Genomic DNA, 21,060 nt, shown 5'->3' on the forward strand with positions numbered 1-21,060 from the left:
GGCGCGTTTGCAGACAATCAAGCCTCGCGCGCCTCGACCATCGCCGTCAGGGTCGACAGCCGGTCGGCATCGCGCGGCAGCTTGTCGTAACGAAGCCGGGCGATGCGCGGGAAGCGCATGGCGACCCCCGATTTGTGGCGGGTCGAGCGGTTGATGCCCTCGAAGGCAACCTCCAGCACGAAACCGAAATCCCGCTCGGCGCGCACGGCCCTGACCGGCCCGAAGCGGTCGATCGTGTTGTCGCGCACGAACTTATCGAGCACTTCGAGCTCGGCATCGGTGAAGCCGAAATAGGCTTTCCCGACCGGCACCAGTTCCTCGCCATCCGGCGTCTCGGCCCAGACGCCGAAGGTGAAGTCGGAATAATAGCTCGACCGCTTGCCGTGGCCGCGCTGGGCATAGAGCATGACGGCATCGATATTGTAGGGGTCGCGCTTCCATTTGAACCACGGCCCCTTCAGGCGGCCGGCCTGATACGGGCTGTCCTTGCGCTTGATCATCACCCCTTCGATGACCGGATCGGGCGGGGCGATGCGGATACGGTCGAGCTCGTCCCAGGTGGCGAACGGCACGAGTTCGGAGAGATCGAAACGGTTGTGCGGCGCCCGCTCGATGACCTCCCCGAGGCGCCTGCGGCGCTCGAAGAAGGTTTCCGCGCGGATATCGAGGTCGCTTTCGAACAGGAGGTCGTAGGCGCGCACGAAGGCGGGGTATTCGTCGAGCATCTTGCCCGTCACCGTCTTGCGGTTCAGCCGCTGCTGCAGGTCGGAGAAGGTGCGGGTCGGATTGTTGGAGCGGGCGGTGCCGCCGACCAGGAGTTCGCCGTCGATGACGCCCTCGAAATTGATCGACCCGACGATATCGGGAAAGGCGCCGGTAATATCGTCGCCGGAGCGGGAATAGAGCTTTTTCGTGCCGCCATAGCTCGACATCTGGACGCGGATGCCATCCCATTTCCATTCGGCGGCGTAATCGGCCGGATCGAGCTTTTCGAGATCGCCGGTCTCCACCGGATTGGCGAGCATGACCGAATGGAAGATCGCCGGGGTGGCGAGAACCGGCTTCTCCGCCCGGCCCTCCAGCCAGGCGAAAAGCGGCTCGTATGGCGGGGTCAGCCCGTGCCAGAGCGTCTCGATCTCGGTGACGTCCCTTTTGTTTTCTCCGGGGCCGCTCATGTCAGACAGAGCCTGTTTGGCGAGGCGGGCGGAAACGCCGATGCGGAGCGCGCCTGTGACGAGTTTCAGGAAGGCGAAACGGCTCGACGTATCGAGCTTGTCGAGCAGGTCTCGCACGGCGGAGCGCACTTCGGTGCGGCCGAGCGAATTCATCCTGGTGACGACCTCGCCGAGACGCGGCTGGTGATCGTCGTCAATGTCGTCCTTGCGGGTGCCGTCCCAGACCAGCGAGATGGTTTCGGCGAGGTCGCCGACATAATCGTAGGAATACTGGAACAGGATGGGGTCCATGCGTTCCAGCACGAGATCGCGCAGCATGGCCGGCTTGACGCTCTTCAGATCCAACCCGCCGGCGAGTGCGGCAAGGCCGTAACCACGGTCGGGATCGGGCGTGTCGCGAAAATAGTCGGCGAGAAGGGTGAGCTTGCCGTTGCGCGACGGGGTGAGGACGAGGCGGTCCAGGAGGGTGGCGAAGGCTTTCATGGGCGCCACCTTTTTGAGGGCGCAGCGTGTGGCTTACCCCCCTCTGCCCTGCCGGGCATCTCCCCCTCAAGGGGGGAGATCGAATCGCTGCGGCGTCTCGCATCCCTCAGGTGCCGATTGTGGAAGAGAGCCGGCACATCTTGCCGATCTCCCCCCTTGAGGGGGAGATGGCCGGCAGGCCAGAGGGGGGTATCGGCGGCACGGCGCGAAAAGATCATCCCCATCAATCCCCCTCATCCTCATAGCCCACCAGATGCAGCGGCCTTGCCGGAATATTCTTCAGCTCGCACCAGCGTACCAGCGCCTCCTCGCGGCCGTGGGTGACCCAGACTTCCGATGGCCCGATCTCCTCGATGGTCGAGAGCAGTTCCGGCCAGTCGCAATGGTCGGAGATGACCAGCGGCAGTTCGACGCCGCCCTGCTTGGCGCGCTGGCGGACCATCATCCAGCCCGACGCAAAAGCGATCAGCGGTTCGTTGAAACGCCGCGCCCAGCGATCCTGAAAGGCCGAGGGCGGGCCGACGATGACGGCGCCTTTGAAGGCATCGGGACTGCTCTTTTCGATGGTCGCCGGCCTGATCTCGCCGAGATCGATGCCCTGGCCGACGTAGTAGTCGCAGAGCTTGGCCAGCGCGCCATGGATGTAGATCGGCTCCTGATAACCGCAATCGCGGATCAGCCGTATGACCCTTTGGGCCTTGCCGAGCGCATAGGCCCCGACGAGATGGCTGCGCTCGGGAAACTGCTTGAGTGAGGTCAGCAGCTTGCCGATTTCCTCCTTCGGATCCGGATGATGAAAAACCGGCAGGCCGAAGGTGGCCTCGGTGATGAAGACATCGCAGGCGACCGGCACGAAGGGAGCGCAGGTCGGATCCACGCCGCGCTTGTAATCCCCGGAAACGACGATGCGCAGCCCGTCCTTCTCGATGGCGATCTGGGCCGAGCCGAGCACGTGGCCGGCCGGATGAAAGCTCACCCGCACGCCATCGACATCGATCTCCTCGCCGAAAGCGGCGGCCTGTTCCTCACCGCAGAAATCCTCGCCGTAGCGCAGGCGCATGATATCCAGCGTCTGGCGCGTCGCCAGGACCTTCGCATGGCCGGCGCGGGCATGGTCGGAATGGCCGTGCGTGATCAGCGCCCGCTCAACGGGACGGACCGGATCGACATGGAAGCGGCCGATGGGACAGAACAGCCCGGCCGGGGTGGGGTGGAGCAGCGCCTCGGGTTTCATGTCCTTGAAGATAGGGTAAAAACGCCGTTACGCCAGATCACTCCGAGGCGGTCACCGGCTTCTTTTCGGCGACGGCCGCCAATGGCAGGCGGACCGGTTTCAGCATCAAGGCGGCGATGAGGCCGATCACCGCCATGGCGCTGCCGGCCATGAACACCGGCGTGAAGGCCTGGGTATAGAGCGTGTGGACCGCGATGCGTGACGGCTCGGGCAAGGCGAGCATCATCACCGGCGTCAGCGAGCCGATATCCTCCACCCCCGGAATGCTGGTGCCGACGCCCCGGATTCCGGCGGCGACGATCGCGCCATAGACCGAGATGGCGATCGAGGCACCGGCCATGCGCATCAGCGTCACGGCACCGGTCGCCGCGCCGACATCCTCGCGGGGCGCGGAATTCTGCACGCCGATGATCGGCGCCTGCTGGCCGAAACCGATCGCCAGGCCCTGCATCAGCATGAAACCAAGGATGATGTAGATCGGGGTTCCGACCGGGAGCTGCGAGAAGATGAACAGCGCGGCGATGTTCAGCGACAGGCCGATCAGCGTGAACGGCTTGTAGCGGCCGGTCATCGAGATCAGCCGCCCGGTCGACAGCGAGCCGATGACGATGCCGAGCGTCGTGGCGACGAAGCAGAAGCTCGCGGTCGTGGGCGAGAGGCCCGTCGTCGTCTGCAGGAAGAGCGCGAAATAGTTCGCCATCCCGATCGCCACCGCGCCGGTGCAGAAGGAGACGATCAGGAACAGCGAAAAGGTCGAGTCGCGGAAGAGCTTCAGCGGCACGATCGGTTCGGGCACGCGGCCTTCGACGAAGACCCAGAGAGCGGCGCAGAGGGCGCCGACCGCCACGACCACCATCGACTGCCAGGCAACCAGCGAGCCGAACAGGGTGACGCTGTCGGCCCAGACGACGATGCTGGCCACGGTTCCGGCCAGGAGGACGGCGCCGAGATAATCGATCTTCGGCTTGCGGATCGGGCGGCGATAGGGAAGCAGAAGCGAAATGCCGGTGACGGCGACGATGCCGACAGGCAGGTTGATCAGGAAGATCGACCGCCAGCCGAACAGCTCGCTCATCGTGCCGCCGAGCAGCGGGCCGAGGCTGCCCGACGCCATGATCACCAGGCTCGAATAGCTCTGGTATTTCGCCCGCTCGCGCGGCTCGAACAGGTCGGCATTGATGGAGAAGATCGATACCATGATGCCGCCGCCGCCAAGCCCCTGCAGGACGCGCGAAGCGATCAGAGAATCCATCGACCAGGCAAGCCCGCAGGTGAGCGAGCCGACCGTGAAGATGACGATCGCCGCCAGCATCACGTATTTGCGGCCGAACAGATCGCCGAGCTTGCCGTAGATCGGCATCGAGGCGCTGCTGGCAAGAAGATAAGCGGAGCCGACCCAGCCGAAACGCTCCAGTTCGCCGAATTCGCCGATGATCGTCGGCAGTGCGGTCGAGACGATCTGGTTGTCCAGCGTCGCCATGAACAGCGCCGTCAGCAAAAAGCAGAAGATCACCAACCGCTGGCGGTGGTTGGCGACGAGCGGCACATGGGCCGGGCGGGTCATATCCATGAGATCAATCCAAGCGTCCGAAATTTATGTGTCTCCAGCATATAATTGTCAACGACACTTTGATGCACCGCGCAAAGAACGGTTGGAAAGCCTCATGCGCTTTGATATGTTTCCGTCATGACGACCAAGAGCCTTCTGAAACAGGAACCCGCTGCCGCCTCCCCTTCTCCGGAGGACGTGGCACGCGTGAGCGAAATGCTCGGGCGAATGCGGATCCTGATCGGCCGGCGGATCATCGGCCGCACGGCGATCGCCAATATCGCCCCGGGCCTGGAGATTTCGCATCTCGACGTGTTGGACGTGATGCGCCGCATCGAGGGCGAGGTGACGGTCGGCGCGATCGCCGAGGCGATGCGCATCGACCCTTCGCGCGGCAGCCGGCTGGTGGCCGATCTCGTCGCCCGCGGCGTGTTGCGCCGCGACGCTTCGCAGGCGGACGGGCGGCGTTCGCTGGTGGTCAGGACGGAATTCGGCGACAGCCTGCTGGCCGAGATCCGGTCGGTCAAACGGTCGCTGCTGGCCCGCGTCCTGGAGGGCTGGCCGGAAGATGACCTTCACACATTTTCGAAGCTGTTCGAAAAATTCGTGTCCAGTTACGAAGAGGTCTTCGTGACGGCGGAGAAACCCTCCGAGAGCGAGCTTCCCGAAGCGTCTTAGCCGATGCCATAGATTGCGCATAAAATGTTACTCCAGTATAATTTCGAGCAGAAGCTGGAGGCACGCGCATGAACGTTTCGATCGGTCCCCGCTGGGAAAAATTCATCGAGGAAGCCGTGGAAGACGGCCGCTACAGCTCGGCCAGCGAAGTCGTACGCGAAGGGCTGCGGCTGGTGGAAGAGCGTGAGGCGAAGCTCTCGGCGCTGAGGGAGACACTGCAGCGGTCTATCGAAAGAGGCGGAGACGTCAGCGAAGAAGAGCTCGACGTTTTTCTGGAAGCTGAGTTCGGGAAGCTTGAGAAAGAAGGTTATTGAGTGCCGCGCATCCAATATCTGGAGAGCGCGCAGGCCGATTTCGGGGAAATCGCCCGTTACATCTCGAAGCAAAGCGGCAGCGCCGCTGTCGCAAGGCAATTTGTAAAAACCCTGCGTCAGAAGTGCCGTGATCTGGCGACTTTACCTGGTGCCATGGGACGGCTTCGTTCGGAACTTGGTCCGGACCTGAGAAGCGTCGCCTACCGCGGCTATATTATCTATTTCCGGTACGTCAATGACCGCTTCCAGGTCGTCAACATCCTCGAAGGCCATCGGGATGCGGAGAAGCTTTTCGGCATGGATGCCGAAACAGGGGACGACGGTTAGATTCCCTCGCCTCCCGAAACCCGCAGGCGGTCGCGGCCCAGATCCTTGGCCTCGTACATGGCCCGGTCGGCGCGGGCGAGCAGTTCCTCCGGCGTAGCGCCGTCCTGCGGGAAGAAGGCGACGCCCATGCTGCAGGTGGCGGTGACGCTCCTGCCGTCGATGACGATCGGCTGCGAAATCGCGGCGCGCAGTTCCTGAAGCCGGCGAACGAGGCCAAGTTCGTCCTGGCTGACATTGCTGAAGACGATCGCGAACTCGTCGCCGCCAAGACGGACCAGAAGATCGGTCACGCGGACGCAGCTGACCATGCGCGACGACAGCGTCTTCAACACTTCGTCGCCGGCCGCGTGTCCGAGCGTATCGTTGATCTGCTTGAAATTGTCGAGATCGAGATAGGCGACGGTGATCTTGCGGTTCTCGCGGCGGGCCTCATGCAGGGCACGGCTGAACTGCGCCCAGAACAATGTCCGGTTCGGCAGGCCGGTCAGCGGATCGTGATGCGCCATGTGCTGGATGCGCTCTTCCGCAAGGGCGCGATCGATGGCGATACCGGCAATGTCGGTCGCCATCGCGGTCAGCTCGAGCTCGAGCTCTGTCGGTTCGCGCGGCGCGTCGGAATAAAGCCCGAACGTGCCGAGCACCCGCCCGTCGGCACCCATGATCGGCGTCGACCAGCACGAGCGGAAGCCGAACATCAGCGCCAGCTCGCGGTAATTGTCCCAGAGCGGATCGGTAAGCACATCCTTGACGAAGACGGGTTCGCGCCGCCAGGCGGCCGTGCCGCAGGAGCCGACCTTAGGGCCGATCTCGATGCCGTCGATCAGTTTCACATAGGCCGGCGGAAGCCGGGTCGCCGCACCGTGGCGCAGCCGGTCCGTACCTTCTTCGAGAAGCAGGACCGAAGCCGTGACATCGTCCAGCTCCTCCTCCACCGTCTTGACGAGCGCATCGAGGACCGCCGTCAAAGGCTGGCCGCGGGCGATCATCTCGAGAAGACGCGCATGGCCGTGCCGGCGATCGTCCTGGCGTTTGCGCTCGGTGATGTCGCGCGAAATACCGACCAGGCCGACGACCTGCCCGTGAATGTCGCGCAGCGGCATTTTCGAGGTGGTGAGCCAGAGCACACGCCCGTCGCCGAGCTTGACGCGCTCCTCGCGACCGTCGACGGCTATGCCGGTCGACATGATTTCCTGTTCGACGAGAAACAATTGGCGGGCGGTTTCATGATCGAGAATGTCGAAGTCCGTCTTGCCGATCAGGTCGAAGCCCTTATGCAGCTTGCTGCTGCGGCCGGCTGCGGCATTGGCGAAGACGAAGCGGCCGAGACGGTCCTTTACGTAGATAAAATCCGGCAGCTGATCGAGAAGGGTCCGGGTTTCGAGTTCGCGGGTGACGAGCGCAATGTCGAGATCGATGTCACTGTCGGCGGAAACGCGCAGGAGGCGGCTGCAGAGCTCGTCAAGCGGATCGGGGGCAAACCCCAAGGGCATGCTATGCGACATGGGCCCCGCCATCCGAGTGCCTCCTTTTCATTTCAAGAAAATGCGCGGGAACCCACCACCCGATTGCCATACAGGATGGGGCAGAATTCCTTATCGTTGCTTAAAATCATCGTGAAATTGCCATGAGTGAAGCTTCGAAAGAAGCCTTTTTTACTCGGTAATCCAAATCTTTCAGAGTAGTAACAATATAAAGGGCCGGCATGGAAAATGCTTTATTGACGCCGGGGAGACGAAGTGGATGATTTCGAGACGTACGGCATTGACGATGATCGCGGGCGCGGCGGCCGCCGGCGCCATGCCTGGCCGCGCCCTCCCGGCCTCCCAGGGGTTTCCTGCGATCGACCTGCGCGGTTCGATCGATGCCGGTGCGCACGGCGTCACCCCTGACGGTGGCGACAAGCAGAACCGCAAGCTCGCCGAGGTCATCGCCAAGGCCGCCCGCCAGAACATGCCGGTCTTCCTGCCGCCGGGAAACTATCCGGTGTCCAATCTCGACCTGCCCGAAGGCACCCGCATCACCGGCGTGCCGGGGGCCTCCCGGCTCGTCTATTCCGGCGGGGGGCGGATGCTGCGGGCCGACGGCGCGCGCCGCATCGAGCTTTCCAATATCGTCATCGACGGCGCGGGCCGACGGCTCGACGAACAGAGCCCGGCGCTGGTCCAGATACGTGGCGTGGGTGAGATCGTCATCGACAACTGCGAGGTCGTTGGCGCGGACCAGACGGCCGTGCGGCTCGAACGTTCGGGCGGGCGCATCGAGCGGAGCCGCATTTCAGGCGCCGCGGAATATGGCCTCTATGCCGTTGACAGCACGGGACTTTCCATCACAGGCAATACCGTTTTCGATTGCGGCAATGGCGGCATTCTCGTCCATCGCCGGAGCAAGGGCGCCGACGGCACGATCGTTTCCGGCAACCGCATCTCCCGGATCGGCGCCACCAATGGCGGTACCGGCCAGTATGGCAATGCGATCAACCTGTTTCGGGCCGGCAACGTCATCGTGACCGGCAACCAGATCTCGCAATCGGCCTTTTCGGCGATCCGCGCCAACAGCGCTTCGAACGCCCAGATCGCCAACAATACCTGCCTCGCGTCCGGCGAGACGGCGATCTATGCGGAATTCGCCTTCGAAGGCGCCATGGTCCTCGGCAATATCGTCGACGGAGCGGCAAACGGCATTTCGGTCGTCAACTTCAACGAGGGCGGCCGGCTTGCGACCGTCGCCAACAATATCGTCCGCAACCTGGCGCCCACCGGCCCCTATGTGCTCGACGAAGCCATCTTCGGCGTCGGCATCAGCGTCGAGGCGGATACGGCGGTGACCGGCAATGTCATCGAGACGGTGCCGCTCTGGGGCATGGCGCTCGGTTTCGGGCCCTACCTGCGCAACGTGCTCGCCAGCAACAACATCGTCCGGCAAGCGAAGATCGGCTGCGCGGTGACCGTGGTGGAAGGCGCCGGCAGCGCGCTCATTTCCGGCAACCTGTTCGAGGCGGTGAGAGACGGCGCGGTGATCGGTCATCGCTGGAAGACGCCTTCCACGGCGGAACTCGGTCGGGGTGACAGTCAGGCCCAGGGGTTCAAGCATCTGACGATCGAGAACAACCGGATCGTTTAGTCGAAATCTTCGGTTTCATCCAAATCGACGTTGCGGCCGCGATGGAAGATGCGGACGATGAAGACAACGTCACCCTTTATTTGGAACGCGACGGTCGCTTTTCGCCGATATCCCACCAGGCGCAGGCCAGGCCTCTTGTCGGAAAATACCCCGCGTTCGGGAAAGGTTTCAAAGGAATAGCAGTAGTCGATCAACCGATCGACATAGCGCCTGGCAATCCTTTCTCCTGCAACTGGAACAAGATATTGCAGAAGTTCCGCGACATCCTCTTCGGCATCATCCGAGAACAGGACCGTGTATTTCATGACTTCGGATCGACCAGCTTGTCGATGCGGGCATGCAGCCTCCTGCGTGCTTCCTCAAGGGGCATGACTTTGGAGGGGTTCGCCTCGATCTCATCCAAGGTCGGCACCACCTCCTCCACCAGCCATTTCTCGATCGCCGCGTCGCGGGCGAGCAGCGTGCGCAGGCCGTCGCGGATGACTTCGCTTTCCGTGGCGTATTCGCCGGAGGCGACCTTGGCCTTGACCATCTGTGCCATTTCGAGCGGCAGGGTGATGCTGAGCGACTGGGTGGTGCGCATGATCGGGCCTCTTTCCAACAAATCGGACACGATTAAATCCTATCGAAAACTTTCATCATCGTCCAACGCGGATTGATCTTCCGTTTTGCGCGACCTGCCACTAGCTTGCGCTCGCATTTCTGGAGGGACTTTGATGCTGAAAATTTATGGTGTTTACCGCTCGCGCGCCACGCGCCCGCTCTGGCTCATCGAGGAACTGGGTATTCCTTTTGAACTTGTTCCGGTTATTCAGGCCTACCGCCTCAAGGAGCCGATGGCACCAGGCGCGCCGGTCAATACGCTGTCTGCGGAATTCCTGGCGGTCAATCCGATGGGTTCCGTGCCCTCGATGGACGACGACGGCTTCGTGCTGCATGAATCGCTTGCGATCACGCTCTATCTCGCCCGCAAGTACGGCGGCGACATCAGCCCGAGGGACATCGCCGAGGAAGCGCAGATGGTGCAGTGGTCGCTGTTCGGCGCGACCAGCATCGAGACCCCGGCGCTCAAGATCTCCTCGACGATCGCGGGCGGCAAGCAGGATAGCGAGGAAGGCAAGACGGATATCGAGGTTTCCGCCCGCCTGCTCAAGCGGCCTTTCGATGCGCTCGAAAAGCACCTTTCCAATAACAGCCACATGGTCGGCGGCCGGTTCACGGTCGCGGACATCAATGTCGCGGAAGTCGTGCGTTACGCCCAGGGCTACGCGCCGCTGTTCGACAGCCGGCCGGCCCTGAAGGCCTGGATCGAAGCCGCCCAGGCCCGCCCCGGCTTCAAGGCGATGTGGGACAAGCGGACCGCCGAACCGGCGTGATGCCTTAAACCCGGCTTTCCGTGAGCGGCGGCAGCTCCGTCTTCAGCCAATCCCGGAAAGCCCTCACCTTCGCCGGCAGCCGTGCGCCGGCGCGGGTGACGAGATAATGCCCCATGCCGGTATGCGCCCGGACCGAAAACGGCTCGACCAGCCGCCCCTGTTCCAGCGCGTAGGTGGCAAGCGTATGCCAGGCGAGCATGACGCCCTGCCCCGCGATCGTCGCATCGAGGCAGAGCGAGGCGTCGTTGAACACATGGCGGGTCGCCATGCCGGCGCCGGACAGGCCTGCCTCGTTCAGCCAGATCTCCCAGGAAAACATCGAGGGACCGTCGATGATCGCCGGCAGCTTCAGGATGTCCCTCGGCTCCTTCAGTTTTTCTGCAAGCGCCGGGGAGCAGACCGGAAACACCGTCTGCTCGATGAGCAATTCGGCGTCGACGCCCGGCCACGCGCCCGGCCCGACGCGGATGCCGAGATCGATATCGTCGACGCCGAGATCGGCGAGCCTGGTCGTCGCGTCCATGCGCAGGCGGATTTCCGGATGGAGCCTCGAGAACCGGTCGAGCCGGTGGACCAGGAACCGCGCCGCAAAGACAGGCGCCACGGAAATGGTCAAGAGCGCATCGTCCTGGCGCCGGCCGATCGAAACCGCTTCGGAAAGCGCGTGAAAACCTTCGGTCAATCGCGCCAGCATCGGCCGCGCCGCATCGACCGGCATCATGCCCTTCGGCAGACGCTGAAAGACCGGCTGGCCGAGCTGGGCTTCCGCCTTGATGACCTGCTGGCTGACGGCGCCGACCGATACGCCAAGCTCATCCGCCGCCGCCTGCAGGGAACCGAGCCGACCGACCGCTTCCAGCGCCCGCAGGCCGTTGAGATGCACGAGATTGAGATTACTCATATAGATTTTCTATAGTCAACCGCTCAAGAACTCAATTGAAAACGACGGCGCTGAAGCCGATAGTGCCTCTGCAAATGTAACAGATTTGCGAGGTGACGGTCATGAGACCGCTGAAGATTTTCTTGAACCTGAAGACCTGGTTGGAAACGACCGAAACATTGGTGGACATCCAGTCGAACGACCCGTTCCACCATCCCGAGATCCGCTCGATGAATTTGCGGCAGCTCGCCGATCTGCCCTTCCCGCGCCTGGCTCACACCGACACGAACCGCAACGACGCGCCTCTCGCGAAATGCGCCTGACAGCTCTATGATCCGTCTCCCGAAAGGGCGGATCGGATGCTTGACGTGAACTCCATATTCGAGCGGCTGAAACGCCTCGCGGCACAGGCGGGGTTGCCGGAGGTCGAAGAAGCGACCCACTACGGCACGCCGGCATTGAAGGTGGGCGGCAAGGCCTTCGTCTCAATCAGGAACAGCGAGACCATCGTGCTTGCCATTCCGATCGACGAGAAGGAACGGCTGATCGAGATGGCGCCGGACATCTATTTCCAGACCGACCATTATCGCGGCTGGCCGTCGCTGCCGGTCAGGATCGACGTAATCGGCGACGACGAGTTGACGATGCGGCTGGTGGCGGCATGGCGCTTTCGGGCGCCGAGGAAGCTTGCCGCCACCTACAAGAGTTAGGGGCCAGAATTAGACGGCGGTTGCCGCAGCCTGTTCCGCGATCGCGCGCTGCACCGCCGGACGCTGTTTCATCCGCTCGTAATGGGCGGCGACCTTCGGGAAATCCGCGCGGTCGAGCTTCATGTTGGCGAGCCAGTCGGTCATCAGGTAAAGATAGGCATCGGCGACCGAATAGGTTTCGCCCAGCACATAGGGACCTTCCAGCAAGGAGTCCTCGATCACCTGAAAGCAGTCGTGAAAGACTTTCGGAGCCTTGGCGACCATGTCGTCGAAGGAGGACTGGTTGTCCGCCCAACGGTAACCGCGGCGCCAATGGGCATAGGCGACGTGTACCGTCGAGGCGATATAGGCGTTGAAGGCCTGCATCCTGGAGAACAGGAACGGATCGTCGAGCGGCGCGAGCTTCGCCTCGGGTGCCGATTGGGCGATGAAGGCGAGGATCGCGACGGATTCGGTGATCACGCCCCTGTCCGTGGCGAGTGCCGGCACGCGGCCCTTGGGATTGATCTTCAGATAGGCTTCCGACTGCTGCTCCTTGTCGGCGAATTTCACCCACCTGATCTCGTAGGGCAGACCGGATTCGGCAAGCGCGATATGGCTGGCCAGCGAGCAGGCATTGGGCGAAAAGAACAGCGTATACATGAAAATCCTCCGTTGGGCGGCGTGGTTCTAACACGGTTTTCCGAAGCCGGAAGCCTCAAACCGCCCGTCAGCTGACGCCCGGCACATCCTCCAGCCGATGCCAGACCGGAATGCCGCGCTCGTTGGCGATCCGCACATCGTTGTCGGCGCCCTTGGAAGCGCCCGGCAGGCGCAGCACGCCTTCGCAGATCTCAAGCAGTCGGCCGGCGACCGGGTGAAAGATCTCTTCGTAGAGATCGTCGCCCACATGCTTGCCGCCGGCGGCATGCCAGACCGGCAGCGCCACCCATTCGCCGATCATCGGCACATGGCCGGCCTTGAACAGCGCATGCGACGGCGCTTCGAGCACTTTCAGGTTTTCCGCCATCTTCCGGGGGTCGTCTCCGGTGCCCGAGCGGTATGGGCCTGCGATCAAGATCAACATCTTCGTTTCTCCAAACTTGTCCACATCATCGCGGAACTGCACGAATTTACCTGAAATACTTTACATTGTCGGCAACTTCAGGCATAATTGTGCTTATTCATGCAATTTCGTGCAGAGTCAAGACCAATGCTGACAAGCCAACGCAAGAACCTCATCCTCGACATGCTGCGCCGTGAGGGGCAGGTCGTCGCCAAGCGGGCGGCGGAAGAATTTTCGCTGTCGGAAGACACGATCCGGCGGGATCTTCGGGAAATGGCGGCGGAGGGGCTGCTGCGGCGGGTGCATGGCGGGGCGATGCCGGTCGCCCCCGACCTGCCGGATTTTTCCTCCCGGCGGGCGGTGTCGTCGGACGTGAAACAGCGGCTCGGCGCCAAGGCGGCCGGCATGGTGCGCGAGGGGCAGACGATCTTTCTCGATGGCGGCACATCGACCGCCGAGATCGCCCGCGCCCTGCCCCGGGATTTCGCCTTCACCATCGTCACCCACAGCCCGACGATCGCGGCGGAACTTGAGCACCATCCGACGGCAGATGTGATCCTGATCGGCGGCAGGCTCTACAAACACTCGATGGTGGCGACGGGGGCCGCCGCGACGGCGCAGATCGCGCTGATGCGGCCGGACATCTTCTTCCTCGGCATCACCGCCGCCCATCCGGTGCGGGGGCTCTCGACCGGCGATTTCGAGGAGGCGGCGATCAAGCGGCATATCGCGGCATGTTCTGCCGAGACGATCACGCTGGTCACGGCGGAAAAGCTGGACGCGGTTTCACCGCATGTGATCATGCCGGTTTCGGCGCTCTCGGGGATGATCGTGCAGGAGGGGATCGAGGAGGAACGGCTGGCGTCTTACAGGGGGATGGGGATTCGTGTGATCGAGGTTTAGATCGGGCGCTTGAAACCAGACGCTGCTAGGCGCAAATAACGCCTCTTCATCGCCGTATGTGCAGGGCCCCACCCTCCCCGCCGTCATCCTCGGGCTTGACCCGAGGATCCACCGCCGCGTCTGCGGCGCTTAAGGACGGCTCACGCGAAGGACTTCGCGTGGATGGATCCTCGGGTCAAGCCCGAGGATGACGGAGTGTGGGGAAATGGTCGCGCCAATCTCGTCCGGCGCATCGCATCCCGATTGGAGCGATCTGACCGATCTCACGCAAACAGCGCGTCGGTCACCCTGACATCGCCCACATGGATGCCGTTCCAGTTCTTCATCGGCTTGTTGGCCATGGCCATCAGCTTGGTGTGCACCTCGCCGCCCTTTTCGAAATAGCGGGCGATCAGGGCGAAGATCATCGCTTCGGCGGCGCGGGTGGTGCCGTCCTCGCATTTCACTGCCATGGCAATGCCCTGGTCCGGCAGCGCGGCGACGAACACGCCTTCGGCGCCGGTCTTGGCAAAGATCTTGCCGGGTGCGACTTCCATCAGCCTGGTGCAGGCGCGGTTGGTGCCGGCGACGTAAAAGGGCTCGGCCATGCAGGCATCCATCAGCCGGCGCGAGGCTTTGGCGCGCTCGGCGGACAAGGTATTGCCGGTCACCATCTTGGCAAAACCGTGGGCGAGGCCCTTCAGCGGCACCGCATAGGTGGGAATGGAGCAACCATCGGTGCCGCAGTTCTGGTGGCCGATGACGGAGCCGGTCAGCACTTCCATCGTGCCGCGGATTTCTGCCTGCAGCGGATGGTCGTAACCGACATACCCCTTCACATCCATGCCGGTGTGGACGCAGGTGCAGATGAAGCCGGAATGCTTGCCGGAGCAATTGTTGTGAAGTGCTGTCGGCGCCTCGATCGTGCGGGCCTGGTGGATCAGCACCGCCTGCTCGGACGACCAATGGGCGCCGCATTCGAGCGCGCTGTCGTCACGTCCTGCCTTGCTCAGCATCGAAGCGGCCATCGCCACATGCGCGTCCTCGCCGGAATGGGAGGCGCAGGCGAATGCGAGTTCCTCGTTGCCGAAGCCATAGGCATCCGCCGCGCCGCTTTCGACAAGCGGCAGCGCCTGCATGGCCTTGCTGGCGGAGCGCGGGAAAACATGTGCTTCCGCCTCCCCGAACGAAAACAGCACCTTGCCGTCGCCATCGACGACCGCTCCGAGCCCGCGGTGACGGCTTTCGACCAGGTTGCCTCTGGTGACTTCGACGGTGACTGGGTTTTGCATGGTCTGTCCTGAAATTGCCGGTTTCATTGGTGCCTATCACTGGGCGCATATCACAGGCTCTTAAACGAGTCCGGCGGGATTTTCATGGGGGACCGTATGAAATCGGTTAAGCGGTTGTTTCTGGCTATCTTCATTGTCTACCTGGTTCCGACCTTCGCGTCCGCCGGTCTCTGGGCGATGAAGGAGCGTCCGTCGGGCTGGCGCGAGGCACGCTGGTCGTCGGCGGGCATCCTACCGAAGCCAGAGACGAGTAACGAAGCGGCGATCTACGTCTTCTCGGCAATGACCGGAGGCCTGAAGGGCGCCGTGGCAAGCCATGCGTGGATTGTCTTCAAGGAAAAAGGCGCGAAAACCTATACGCGCTTCGACAAGGTGGGGTGGGGTTCGCCGATCCGCCGCAACGGCTATTCGCCCGACGCCTACTGGTATTCCAACACGCCGCAGATCGTTACCTCCGTCACCGGTTCAAAGGCGGAACTGCTGATCCCCAAGGTGGAAGGCGCGATCGCCGCCTACCCCTACGCGGAGCCGGGCGGCTACACGATCTGGCCGGGGCCGAATTCGAACACGTTCGTCGCCTATGTGCTGCGCACCGTGCCGCAGCTCGACGCCGTGCTGCCGCCGCACGCGGTCGGGCGCGACTACCTGCCCAACGGCGAATTCATCCATGTGGACGACGACTGGCGGGACGTGCATGTGACGCTGCGCGGTCTCTTCGGCATTTCGGCCGGCCTGCGCAGCGGGTTCGAGGTGCATTTCCTGGGCCTGGTGGCAGGCCTCGATTTCGCCAATCCCGGCATCAAGGTGCCGGCGCTGGGACGGATCGGGATTTGAGATGGCAGCTATGCACAAAATGCAAAACGCCCGCGGATGCGGGCGTTCGACATAAATTCATGTCAGATGACGATCAGAAGCCGACGGCCTGGCGCGCGACGCGGCGGATATCGCCCTGGGCAATGCCGAGATCGTTGAGTTCGCGCGGTGTCATACGGCCCAGTTCGGCAACCGTCTGACGGTACTTGCGCCAATTGTTGAGAGTGCGTGCGACGTTCATGATGGTTCCCCTTTCCTGGGATTTTCGAAGCCCAGCTGCCAGTCCTTGGCGCTTTCGTTTGCTTCGATGGGACTTATATAAGCTCATCAAACGTGCACTGAAAGCGCCCTCTTGGCAGGCCACCCATGCAAAGGGCGCATGGGTCTTCTCATATTAGATATAATGAAAAATGAAGAGAGGTCGGGCGGGAAAGTGGAAGCCAGAAATGGAAAAGGGCCGCTCCAGGCGACCCTTCCATGAGTTTGGTCCGGTTGAACGAACCCGGGGCGCTTCACAGCGGCCCGAAGGAAGATGAAGTTCAGGCCGAGGGTTGCCCCGTCAAGACCGCCACCTTTCCATTGCCCGTTACACAGACCGAAATCTCACTAGACATTGGATCACCTTCCTTTCATTACGTTGACGATGATCAAAAGGTAGGCGCCAAAACCCTGTTCTGCAAGCCACGTTATATAAACGATCGCGTATTTAATTGAGTTGCGAAAGCAGCCTCCCGCCCCTAGAATTCGCCAGCTTCGATCGAGGCAGATTCCCTCCCTCAGCCCAACGTCACCACGATCTTGCCGATATGGCTGCTGGTTTCCATCCATCGGGCGATCGAGGATCAGGCTGCGTCCGCGATCTCCAGCCGGACGGAAAGCCCAACCTTTCCAGCCAGTTCGACCAGTGCGTCCAGGCTGAAATTGGCAATCCTTCCCCTAAGCAGGTCGTTCAGCCGCGGCTGGGTGATGCCGAGGCGAGAGGCCGCCTCCGTCTGGGTCACCTTCCAGTTCCGAACCTTCTGCTCGATCGCAATCAGCAGGGCCGAGCGCATCGACATATTGGCCGCTTCCGCCGGGGTATTTTCCAGCGCATCCCAGACATTTGCAAAGCTCTGGCGTTCCATTGGTCCAATCCGATCAGATCTGCCGCAGACGTGCGGTTGCGATATCCAGATCCCGCTTTGCCGTCTGCTGCGTCTTCTTCTGGAATGCATGCAGGACGTATACGGCATCCTCTATCCTGGTCACGTAGATGATGCGAAATGCGCCCGTTTCGTCGCGGATGCGAATCTCCCGCACACCCGCTCCGATCGTCGTCATCGTCTTCCAGTCGCTCGGCTCAAGACCAAGCTGGATCTTGTGCAACTGGACGCCCGCCTCTTTACGGGCGGGCTCCGGAAAATCCCGCAGGCGATCCAACGCATCTCCGAGAAACTCCAACCGCTTCATATCGATCCAAGATTTATATCAAAACCAGTATAGTCGAATAACAGGACTAGGCAACCGTCACCACGATCTTGCCGATATGGCTGCTGGTTTCCATCAGCCTGTGGGCCTCGACGACCTCCGCAAAGGGCAGGACCGAGTGGATGACCGGGGCGACCGTGCCGTCTTCAAGGAGCGGCCAGACCTGGCTTATGAGATCGTCGCGGATGGCGCGTTTTTCGTCCGCCGTGCGCGGCCGCATGGTCGAGCCGGTCACCGTCAGGCGTTTCACCATGATCGGCGAGAGGTTGACCTTTTCGGCGATGTTGCCGCCGAGGAAGGCGATGATCGACAGGCAGCCGTCCTTCGCGAGGACGGAGAGGTTCTTTTCGAGATAGGCGGCGCCGATCATGTCGAGCACCACATCGACACCCCTGCCTCCCGTTTCCGCCTTGATGACCTCGGCAAAATCCTCGGTCCTGTAGTCGATACCTCTCCTGGCGCCGAGCTTTTCGCAGGCCTCGCATTTTTCCCGGGAGCCCGCCGTCGCGTAGATCGTCGCGCCAAAGGCCTTGGCGAGCTGGATGGCGGTGGTGCCGATGCCGCTGGTGCCGCCGTGGATCAGCACGCTTTCGCCTTCGGTGAGGCCCGCCATCTGGAAAAGATTGGCCCAGACGGTGAAGAAGGTTTCAGGAATGGCCGCGGCCTTCACCGCATCAAAACCCTTGGGCCAGGGCAGCGCCTGCCCTGCCGGCACGGCGCAATATTGCGCATAACCGCCGCCGTTTGCGAGCGCGCAGACCTTGTCGCCGGGCCTGAATTCGCTGACGCCCTCGCCGAGCGCCACCACTTCGCCCGCAATTTCCAGGCCGAGGACCGGGCTTGCGTCCTTGGGCGGCGGATAGGCGCCCTTGCGCTGCTGCACGTCCGGGCGATTGATGCCCGCCGCCTCCACCCTGACCAGTATCTCGCCCGCCCGCACCGCCGGCAGCGGACCCTTGGCGATGGTCATCACCTCCGGCTCTCCGAAGGACGGCAGATCGACGAAACGCATTTCGGGGGGAAGCGGCATGGCGGGTCTCCTCTCAGTGCACCGACGGGATCGGTGATAGGCCACTGACTTAGGACAGTCCCTTGCCGATAGGAAGGCGGCGTTCCGCCGCCTAGGTCATTTTGTCTCGCCGAAACTCGCGAAAACCAGACCGCGCTCATTTTCCTTGGCTTCCGCCTTGACGGCGGCGATTTCCGAGCCGATGCGGCCGACATCGTCGAGCAGCAGGCCCTGGGGCAGTTCGAGCACGCCGATCGAGCAGCGCAGCAGCGGGAAATCCCGCTCGGCGCCGGAGCGGTCGTGGCCCCGGATCTTGCCGGCGGCCCGCTCTTCCGGGGAATAGAGCTCGACCACGTCGTCGTGGAAATCGGAAAGCAGGCGTTCGAGGATCTCGTTCAGCTCGTCGCGGGTCCAGTCGCGCACGCCGATGAAGAAATCGTCGCCGCCGACATGGCCGAGGAAATCGCCGTCGGAGAAGAAATACCGCTTCATCAGGGCGGCAAACAGCGAGATCGCGTGATCGCCCATCTGGAAGCCGTAATGGTCGTTGAACGGCTTGAAGTTGTCGAAGTCGCAATAGCAGAAGAAGCGGGTCTCGTCGTCGTCGCGGCCGGTTTCCTGCATGAAGTCGCGGATGGCGCGGTTGCCCGGCAGGCCGGTCAGCGGGTTCTGGTCCTGGGCGATCTTCAGCTGCTTTTCGTTGATGACCTTGATCAGCGAGGCCGCGGACACCACGCCGGCATAACGCATGTTTTCGGTGAGGATGACGCAGGCGCTGTTTTCCATATTGGCAAACAGGCTCATCAGTTCCTCGGCTTCCGCATCCAGGCCGACGATCGGGGCGCGATCGACGAAATGCGAGATCGAGCGTTCATAGACCTTGTTCTTCAGGAGATCGCGGCCGAAGGGCTGATAGATATATTCCTTCAGATGATACTCGTTGATGACGCCGCGCGGCTCGCCATTGGCGTTCAGCACCGGGAAGAAGGCCTGGCGCGGATTGCGGCGGAACAGCTCGAAGATGCTGTCTATGCTCTGGTTCTCGTAGACCGTCGGCAGGTTCTCGATCTGCTTGCGGATGAGGATTTCGTCGAGCGACTGGCTGGAGCGGCGGGTGCGGCCGATATCGGCGAGATAGGGAAAGGACGGCTGCAGCTCGGAGATGAAGGTGGTCGGCCGGGCGATGAACCAGCCCTGGACGAGATCGACGCCATATTCGCGGCAGGCGAGGAATTCCGCTTCCGTCTCGATGCCCTCGGCGATGACGCGGATGCCGAGCACGTGAGCCATGCCGACGATGTTCTTGACCAGGTGGCGCTTGCGCGGGTTCTCGTCCATGCCGGCGACGAAATGGCGGTCGATCTTCAGATAGTCGACCGGATAGTCGCAGAGCAGCTTCATCTCGCCATGGCCGACGCCGAAATCGTCGATCGCCAGCTTGAAGCCTTCCTTGCGCATCTGGGTGACCAGATCGGCGAATTCCGGCACGCTGGTATTGTCGAAACGCTCGGAGAACTCGAAACAGACGGAAGATGGGGCGATATTGGCCTTGCGTAGGTGCTGTACGACCTTTTCGAGGAAATAGTGGCCGTGGCGGATGAGCCGCACATCGAGATTGAGGAACAGCGTCTGGGAGGAGAAATCCGGTAGGCTCGCGAATTTCGCAAGTGCCCGGGTCGACATCATCTGTTCGAGCGCCAGAAGCTGACCGGTGTCCTGGGCTTCGTCGAGCAGCGCGATCGGCGACGAGAAGCCGATCCGCTCCTGGCCGCGCAGCAGAGATTCGTAACCGAAGACCGAACCGGTGCCGACTTCGACGATCGGCTGAAAGGCATTTTCGAGAACCAGCTTCGCGAGGGTGACAAGCTGGTCACTCGCGTACCGACGAAAAACGCCCGGTTCCAAGATGGCCGCAGACGACATTACTCATTACTCCACTGCGCAATGGCCTAAAACACGCCTAAAACACGACTGTCAGGTTCCCGGAAATTGGTCAAAAATACCTTTCGCGAACGTGAAGGTTGGATGAAAGTTTTATGACGAGAAATGCCATTTTTATACAATATTTGAGAGACTTAGCGGCAACTTTGGCGTGCTTCAGCCCTTGGCCGCAAGCGCTACCGCGATCAAGGCCCAGCCCTGCATCGCAAGGTCGATTGCCAAGAACAAGCCTAGGATCCAGAGGCTGTTGACCGGCCAGCCGAGCGCGATGACCAGGCCCGCAAGTGCGGTTATGACGCCGCCGAAAATCACCCAGCCGGACCCGCGCATCGGCTGCATCTTGAACCCGACCCAGGTGCGGAAGATGCCCGCGACGATCAGCGCCGCCGCCATGAAGAAGGTGACGATGACAGCGGTCAGCGCCGGATTCCAAAAGGCAAGCAGGCCGGCAATCATGTAAAGGATGCCGCTTGCCGCCCAGAACAGGATATGGTCCCAGCCCTTCACCTGGAAGGCGTGGACGAGATAGGCGATGCCGCCGACCAGCATCATCATGCCGATGTAGAAGACTGAGGCGACGGTCGCCACGAAGAGATTGGCGAGCGCGATAAAACCGAAGAGCAGCAGCAGAATGCCGAGAGCGAGAAACCAGCCCCACTTGTCGCGGACCGTCGAGACCGACGGTGCATCCAGACCGAACGTCATGGCCAAGCCCCTTTTTGCCAAAGCCTCACCCGAACCTAGCGGATAGGATGTGGAGCGGGC

At 62.2% G+C, this 21,060-nt stretch carries 25 protein-coding genes; 9 read left to right on the forward strand and 16 right to left on the reverse strand.

The window, feature by feature from the left end:
- Positions 1-17 precede the first annotated feature (17 nt).
- From J2X76_RS02895 to J2X76_RS02905, 3 genes are all read right to left on the reverse strand, one after another.
- Positions 18-1,658, reverse strand: a complete 1,641-nt coding sequence (locus J2X76_RS02895; RefSeq protein ID WP_310212924.1) for a cisplatin damage response ATP-dependent DNA ligase — start codon at positions 1,656-1,658, stop codon at positions 18-20.
- 223 nt (positions 1,659-1,881) lie between these two features.
- The gene (locus J2X76_RS02900) at positions 1,882-2,892 is read right to left on the reverse strand and encodes a ligase-associated DNA damage response exonuclease (RefSeq protein WP_310212927.1); all 1,011 of its coding nucleotides are present in this window, start codon (positions 2,890-2,892) and stop codon (positions 1,882-1,884) included.
- A 37-nt stretch (positions 2,893-2,929) separates the two neighbouring features.
- On the reverse strand, positions 2,930-4,462 hold the full coding sequence (locus tag J2X76_RS02905) for an MDR family MFS transporter (RefSeq protein ID WP_310212929.1): 1,533 nt from the start codon (positions 4,460-4,462) through the stop codon (positions 2,930-2,932).
- 117 nt (positions 4,463-4,579) lie between these two features.
- On the opposite strand from J2X76_RS02905, the gene J2X76_RS02910 reads away from it, so the two are divergent.
- From J2X76_RS02910 to J2X76_RS02920, 3 genes are all read left to right on the forward strand, one after another.
- Positions 4,580-5,119: a MarR family winged helix-turn-helix transcriptional regulator gene (locus J2X76_RS02910; RefSeq protein ID WP_310212932.1), complete on the forward strand. Its 540-nt coding sequence runs from the start codon at positions 4,580-4,582 to the stop codon at positions 5,117-5,119.
- 68 nt (positions 5,120-5,187) lie between these two features.
- Positions 5,188-5,433 carry a type II toxin-antitoxin system ParD family antitoxin gene (locus J2X76_RS02915; protein WP_113129342.1) on the forward strand — a complete coding sequence of 82 codons (246 nt, stop codon included), beginning with the start codon at positions 5,188-5,190 and terminating at the stop codon, positions 5,431-5,433.
- The gene (locus tag J2X76_RS02920; protein WP_310212935.1) at positions 5,434-5,760 is read left to right on the forward strand and encodes a type II toxin-antitoxin system RelE/ParE family toxin; all 327 of its coding nucleotides are present in this window, start codon (positions 5,434-5,436) and stop codon (positions 5,758-5,760) included.
- Here J2X76_RS02920 and J2X76_RS02925 read toward each other — a convergent pair.
- Positions 5,757-7,262 carry a diguanylate cyclase domain-containing protein gene (locus J2X76_RS02925; RefSeq protein ID WP_310212939.1) on the reverse strand — a complete coding sequence of 502 codons (1,506 nt, stop codon included), beginning with the start codon at positions 7,260-7,262 and terminating at the stop codon, positions 5,757-5,759. The two genes, J2X76_RS02920 and J2X76_RS02925, sit on opposite strands and share 4 nt — an antisense overlap.
- Before the next feature lie 238 nt (positions 7,263-7,500).
- On the opposite strand from J2X76_RS02925, the gene J2X76_RS02930 reads away from it, so the two are divergent.
- Positions 7,501-8,880 (forward strand): TIGR03808 family TAT-translocated repetitive protein, encoded by a 1,380-nt coding sequence (locus J2X76_RS02930; protein ID WP_310212942.1) that lies wholly within the window; start codon positions 7,501-7,503, stop codon positions 8,878-8,880.
- Here the strand turns inward: J2X76_RS02930 and J2X76_RS02935 are convergent.
- Both J2X76_RS02935 and J2X76_RS02940 read right to left on the reverse strand, forming a co-directional pair.
- Positions 8,877-9,185 carry a type II toxin-antitoxin system RelE/ParE family toxin gene (locus J2X76_RS02935; protein WP_310212945.1) on the reverse strand — a complete coding sequence of 103 codons (309 nt, stop codon included), beginning with the start codon at positions 9,183-9,185 and terminating at the stop codon, positions 8,877-8,879. The two genes, J2X76_RS02930 and J2X76_RS02935, sit on opposite strands and share 4 nt — an antisense overlap.
- Positions 9,182-9,463 (reverse strand): type II toxin-antitoxin system ParD family antitoxin, encoded by a 282-nt coding sequence (locus J2X76_RS02940; protein WP_113129338.1) that lies wholly within the window; start codon positions 9,461-9,463, stop codon positions 9,182-9,184. The genes J2X76_RS02935 and J2X76_RS02940 overlap by 4 nt, the downstream gene beginning before the upstream one ends.
- A 133-nt stretch (positions 9,464-9,596) precedes the next feature.
- Here J2X76_RS02940 and J2X76_RS02945 point away from each other — a divergent pair, with 133 nt between their 5' ends.
- On the forward strand, positions 9,597-10,256 hold the full coding sequence (locus J2X76_RS02945) for a glutathione S-transferase family protein (protein WP_310212948.1): 660 nt from the start codon (positions 9,597-9,599) through the stop codon (positions 10,254-10,256).
- 4 nt (positions 10,257-10,260) lie between these two features.
- Here the strand turns inward: J2X76_RS02945 and J2X76_RS02950 are convergent, their stop codons facing one another.
- Positions 10,261-11,157: a LysR substrate-binding domain-containing protein gene (locus tag J2X76_RS02950; protein WP_310212951.1), complete on the reverse strand. Its 897-nt coding sequence runs from the start codon at positions 11,155-11,157 to the stop codon at positions 10,261-10,263.
- 122 nt (positions 11,158-11,279) lie between these two features.
- Between J2X76_RS02950 and J2X76_RS02955 the strand changes: the two genes are divergently transcribed.
- Both J2X76_RS02955 and J2X76_RS02960 read left to right on the forward strand, forming a co-directional pair.
- Positions 11,280-11,459: a hypothetical protein gene (locus J2X76_RS02955; RefSeq protein WP_310212954.1), complete on the forward strand. Its 180-nt coding sequence runs from the start codon at positions 11,280-11,282 to the stop codon at positions 11,457-11,459.
- A 36-nt stretch (positions 11,460-11,495) separates the two neighbouring features.
- Positions 11,496-11,846 (forward strand): MmcQ/YjbR family DNA-binding protein, encoded by a 351-nt coding sequence (locus J2X76_RS02960; RefSeq protein ID WP_310212957.1) that lies wholly within the window; start codon positions 11,496-11,498, stop codon positions 11,844-11,846.
- Between the two features lie 9 nt (positions 11,847-11,855).
- Here the strand turns inward: J2X76_RS02960 and J2X76_RS02965 are convergent, their stop codons facing one another.
- Both J2X76_RS02965 and J2X76_RS02970 read right to left on the reverse strand, forming a co-directional pair.
- A complete protein-coding gene (locus J2X76_RS02965) occupies positions 11,856-12,488 on the reverse strand; it encodes a glutathione S-transferase family protein (RefSeq protein WP_310212960.1) in 633 nt (210 codons plus the stop codon).
- A 67-nt stretch (positions 12,489-12,555) separates the two neighbouring features.
- Positions 12,556-12,912, reverse strand: coding sequence for a DUF4406 domain-containing protein (locus tag J2X76_RS02970; protein ID WP_310212963.1), 357 nt, complete (start codon positions 12,910-12,912; stop codon positions 12,556-12,558).
- Between the two features lie 126 nt (positions 12,913-13,038).
- Here J2X76_RS02970 and J2X76_RS02975 point away from each other — a divergent pair, with 126 nt between their 5' ends.
- Positions 13,039-13,794 carry a DeoR/GlpR family DNA-binding transcription regulator gene (locus tag J2X76_RS02975; protein WP_310212967.1) on the forward strand — a complete coding sequence of 252 codons (756 nt, stop codon included), beginning with the start codon at positions 13,039-13,041 and terminating at the stop codon, positions 13,792-13,794.
- Positions 13,795-14,057: 263 nt separating this feature from the next.
- On the opposite strand, the gene J2X76_RS02980 is transcribed toward J2X76_RS02975, so the two are convergent.
- Positions 14,058-15,065 (reverse strand): asparaginase, encoded by a 1,008-nt coding sequence (locus tag J2X76_RS02980; RefSeq protein ID WP_113130617.1) that lies wholly within the window; start codon positions 15,063-15,065, stop codon positions 14,058-14,060.
- Between the two features lie 96 nt (positions 15,066-15,161).
- On the opposite strand from J2X76_RS02980, the gene J2X76_RS02985 reads away from it, so the two are divergent.
- Entirely contained in the window at positions 15,162-15,899 is a 738-nt protein-coding gene (locus J2X76_RS02985; RefSeq protein ID WP_310212972.1) for a DUF3750 domain-containing protein, read from the forward strand.
- Positions 15,900-15,972: 73 nt separating this feature from the next.
- Here the strand turns inward: J2X76_RS02985 and J2X76_RS02990 are convergent, their stop codons facing one another.
- The 6 genes from J2X76_RS02990 to J2X76_RS03015 all read right to left on the reverse strand — a co-directional run bounded on the left by J2X76_RS02990 (position 15,973) and on the right by J2X76_RS03015 (position 21,000).
- Positions 15,973-16,119: a DUF1127 domain-containing protein gene (locus tag J2X76_RS02990; protein ID WP_007751079.1), complete on the reverse strand. Its 147-nt coding sequence runs from the start codon at positions 16,117-16,119 to the stop codon at positions 15,973-15,975.
- A gap of 601 nt (positions 16,120-16,720) precedes the next feature.
- Positions 16,721-17,002 (reverse strand): XRE family transcriptional regulator, encoded by a 282-nt coding sequence (locus J2X76_RS02995; protein ID WP_310212978.1) that lies wholly within the window; start codon positions 17,000-17,002, stop codon positions 16,721-16,723.
- Between the two features lie 13 nt (positions 17,003-17,015).
- A complete protein-coding gene (locus J2X76_RS03000; protein ID WP_310212980.1) occupies positions 17,016-17,327 on the reverse strand; it encodes a type II toxin-antitoxin system RelE/ParE family toxin in 312 nt (103 codons plus the stop codon).
- A 46-nt stretch (positions 17,328-17,373) separates the two neighbouring features.
- A complete protein-coding gene (locus J2X76_RS03005; RefSeq protein WP_310212983.1) occupies positions 17,374-18,375 on the reverse strand; it encodes an NAD(P)H-quinone oxidoreductase in 1,002 nt (333 codons plus the stop codon).
- 96 nt (positions 18,376-18,471) lie between these two features.
- Positions 18,472-20,277, reverse strand: coding sequence for a bifunctional diguanylate cyclase/phosphodiesterase (locus tag J2X76_RS03010; RefSeq protein ID WP_113130599.1), 1,806 nt, complete (start codon positions 20,275-20,277; stop codon positions 18,472-18,474).
- Positions 20,278-20,451: 174 nt separating this feature from the next.
- Positions 20,452-21,000, reverse strand: a complete 549-nt coding sequence (locus tag J2X76_RS03015) for an HdeD family acid-resistance protein (RefSeq protein WP_310212986.1) — start codon at positions 20,998-21,000, stop codon at positions 20,452-20,454.
- Positions 21,001-21,060: the final 60 nt, after the last annotated feature.

The sequence above is a fragment of the Neorhizobium sp. 2083 genome (assembly GCF_031455615.1).
Lineage (GTDB): Bacteria > Pseudomonadota > Alphaproteobacteria > Rhizobiales > Rhizobiaceae > Neorhizobium.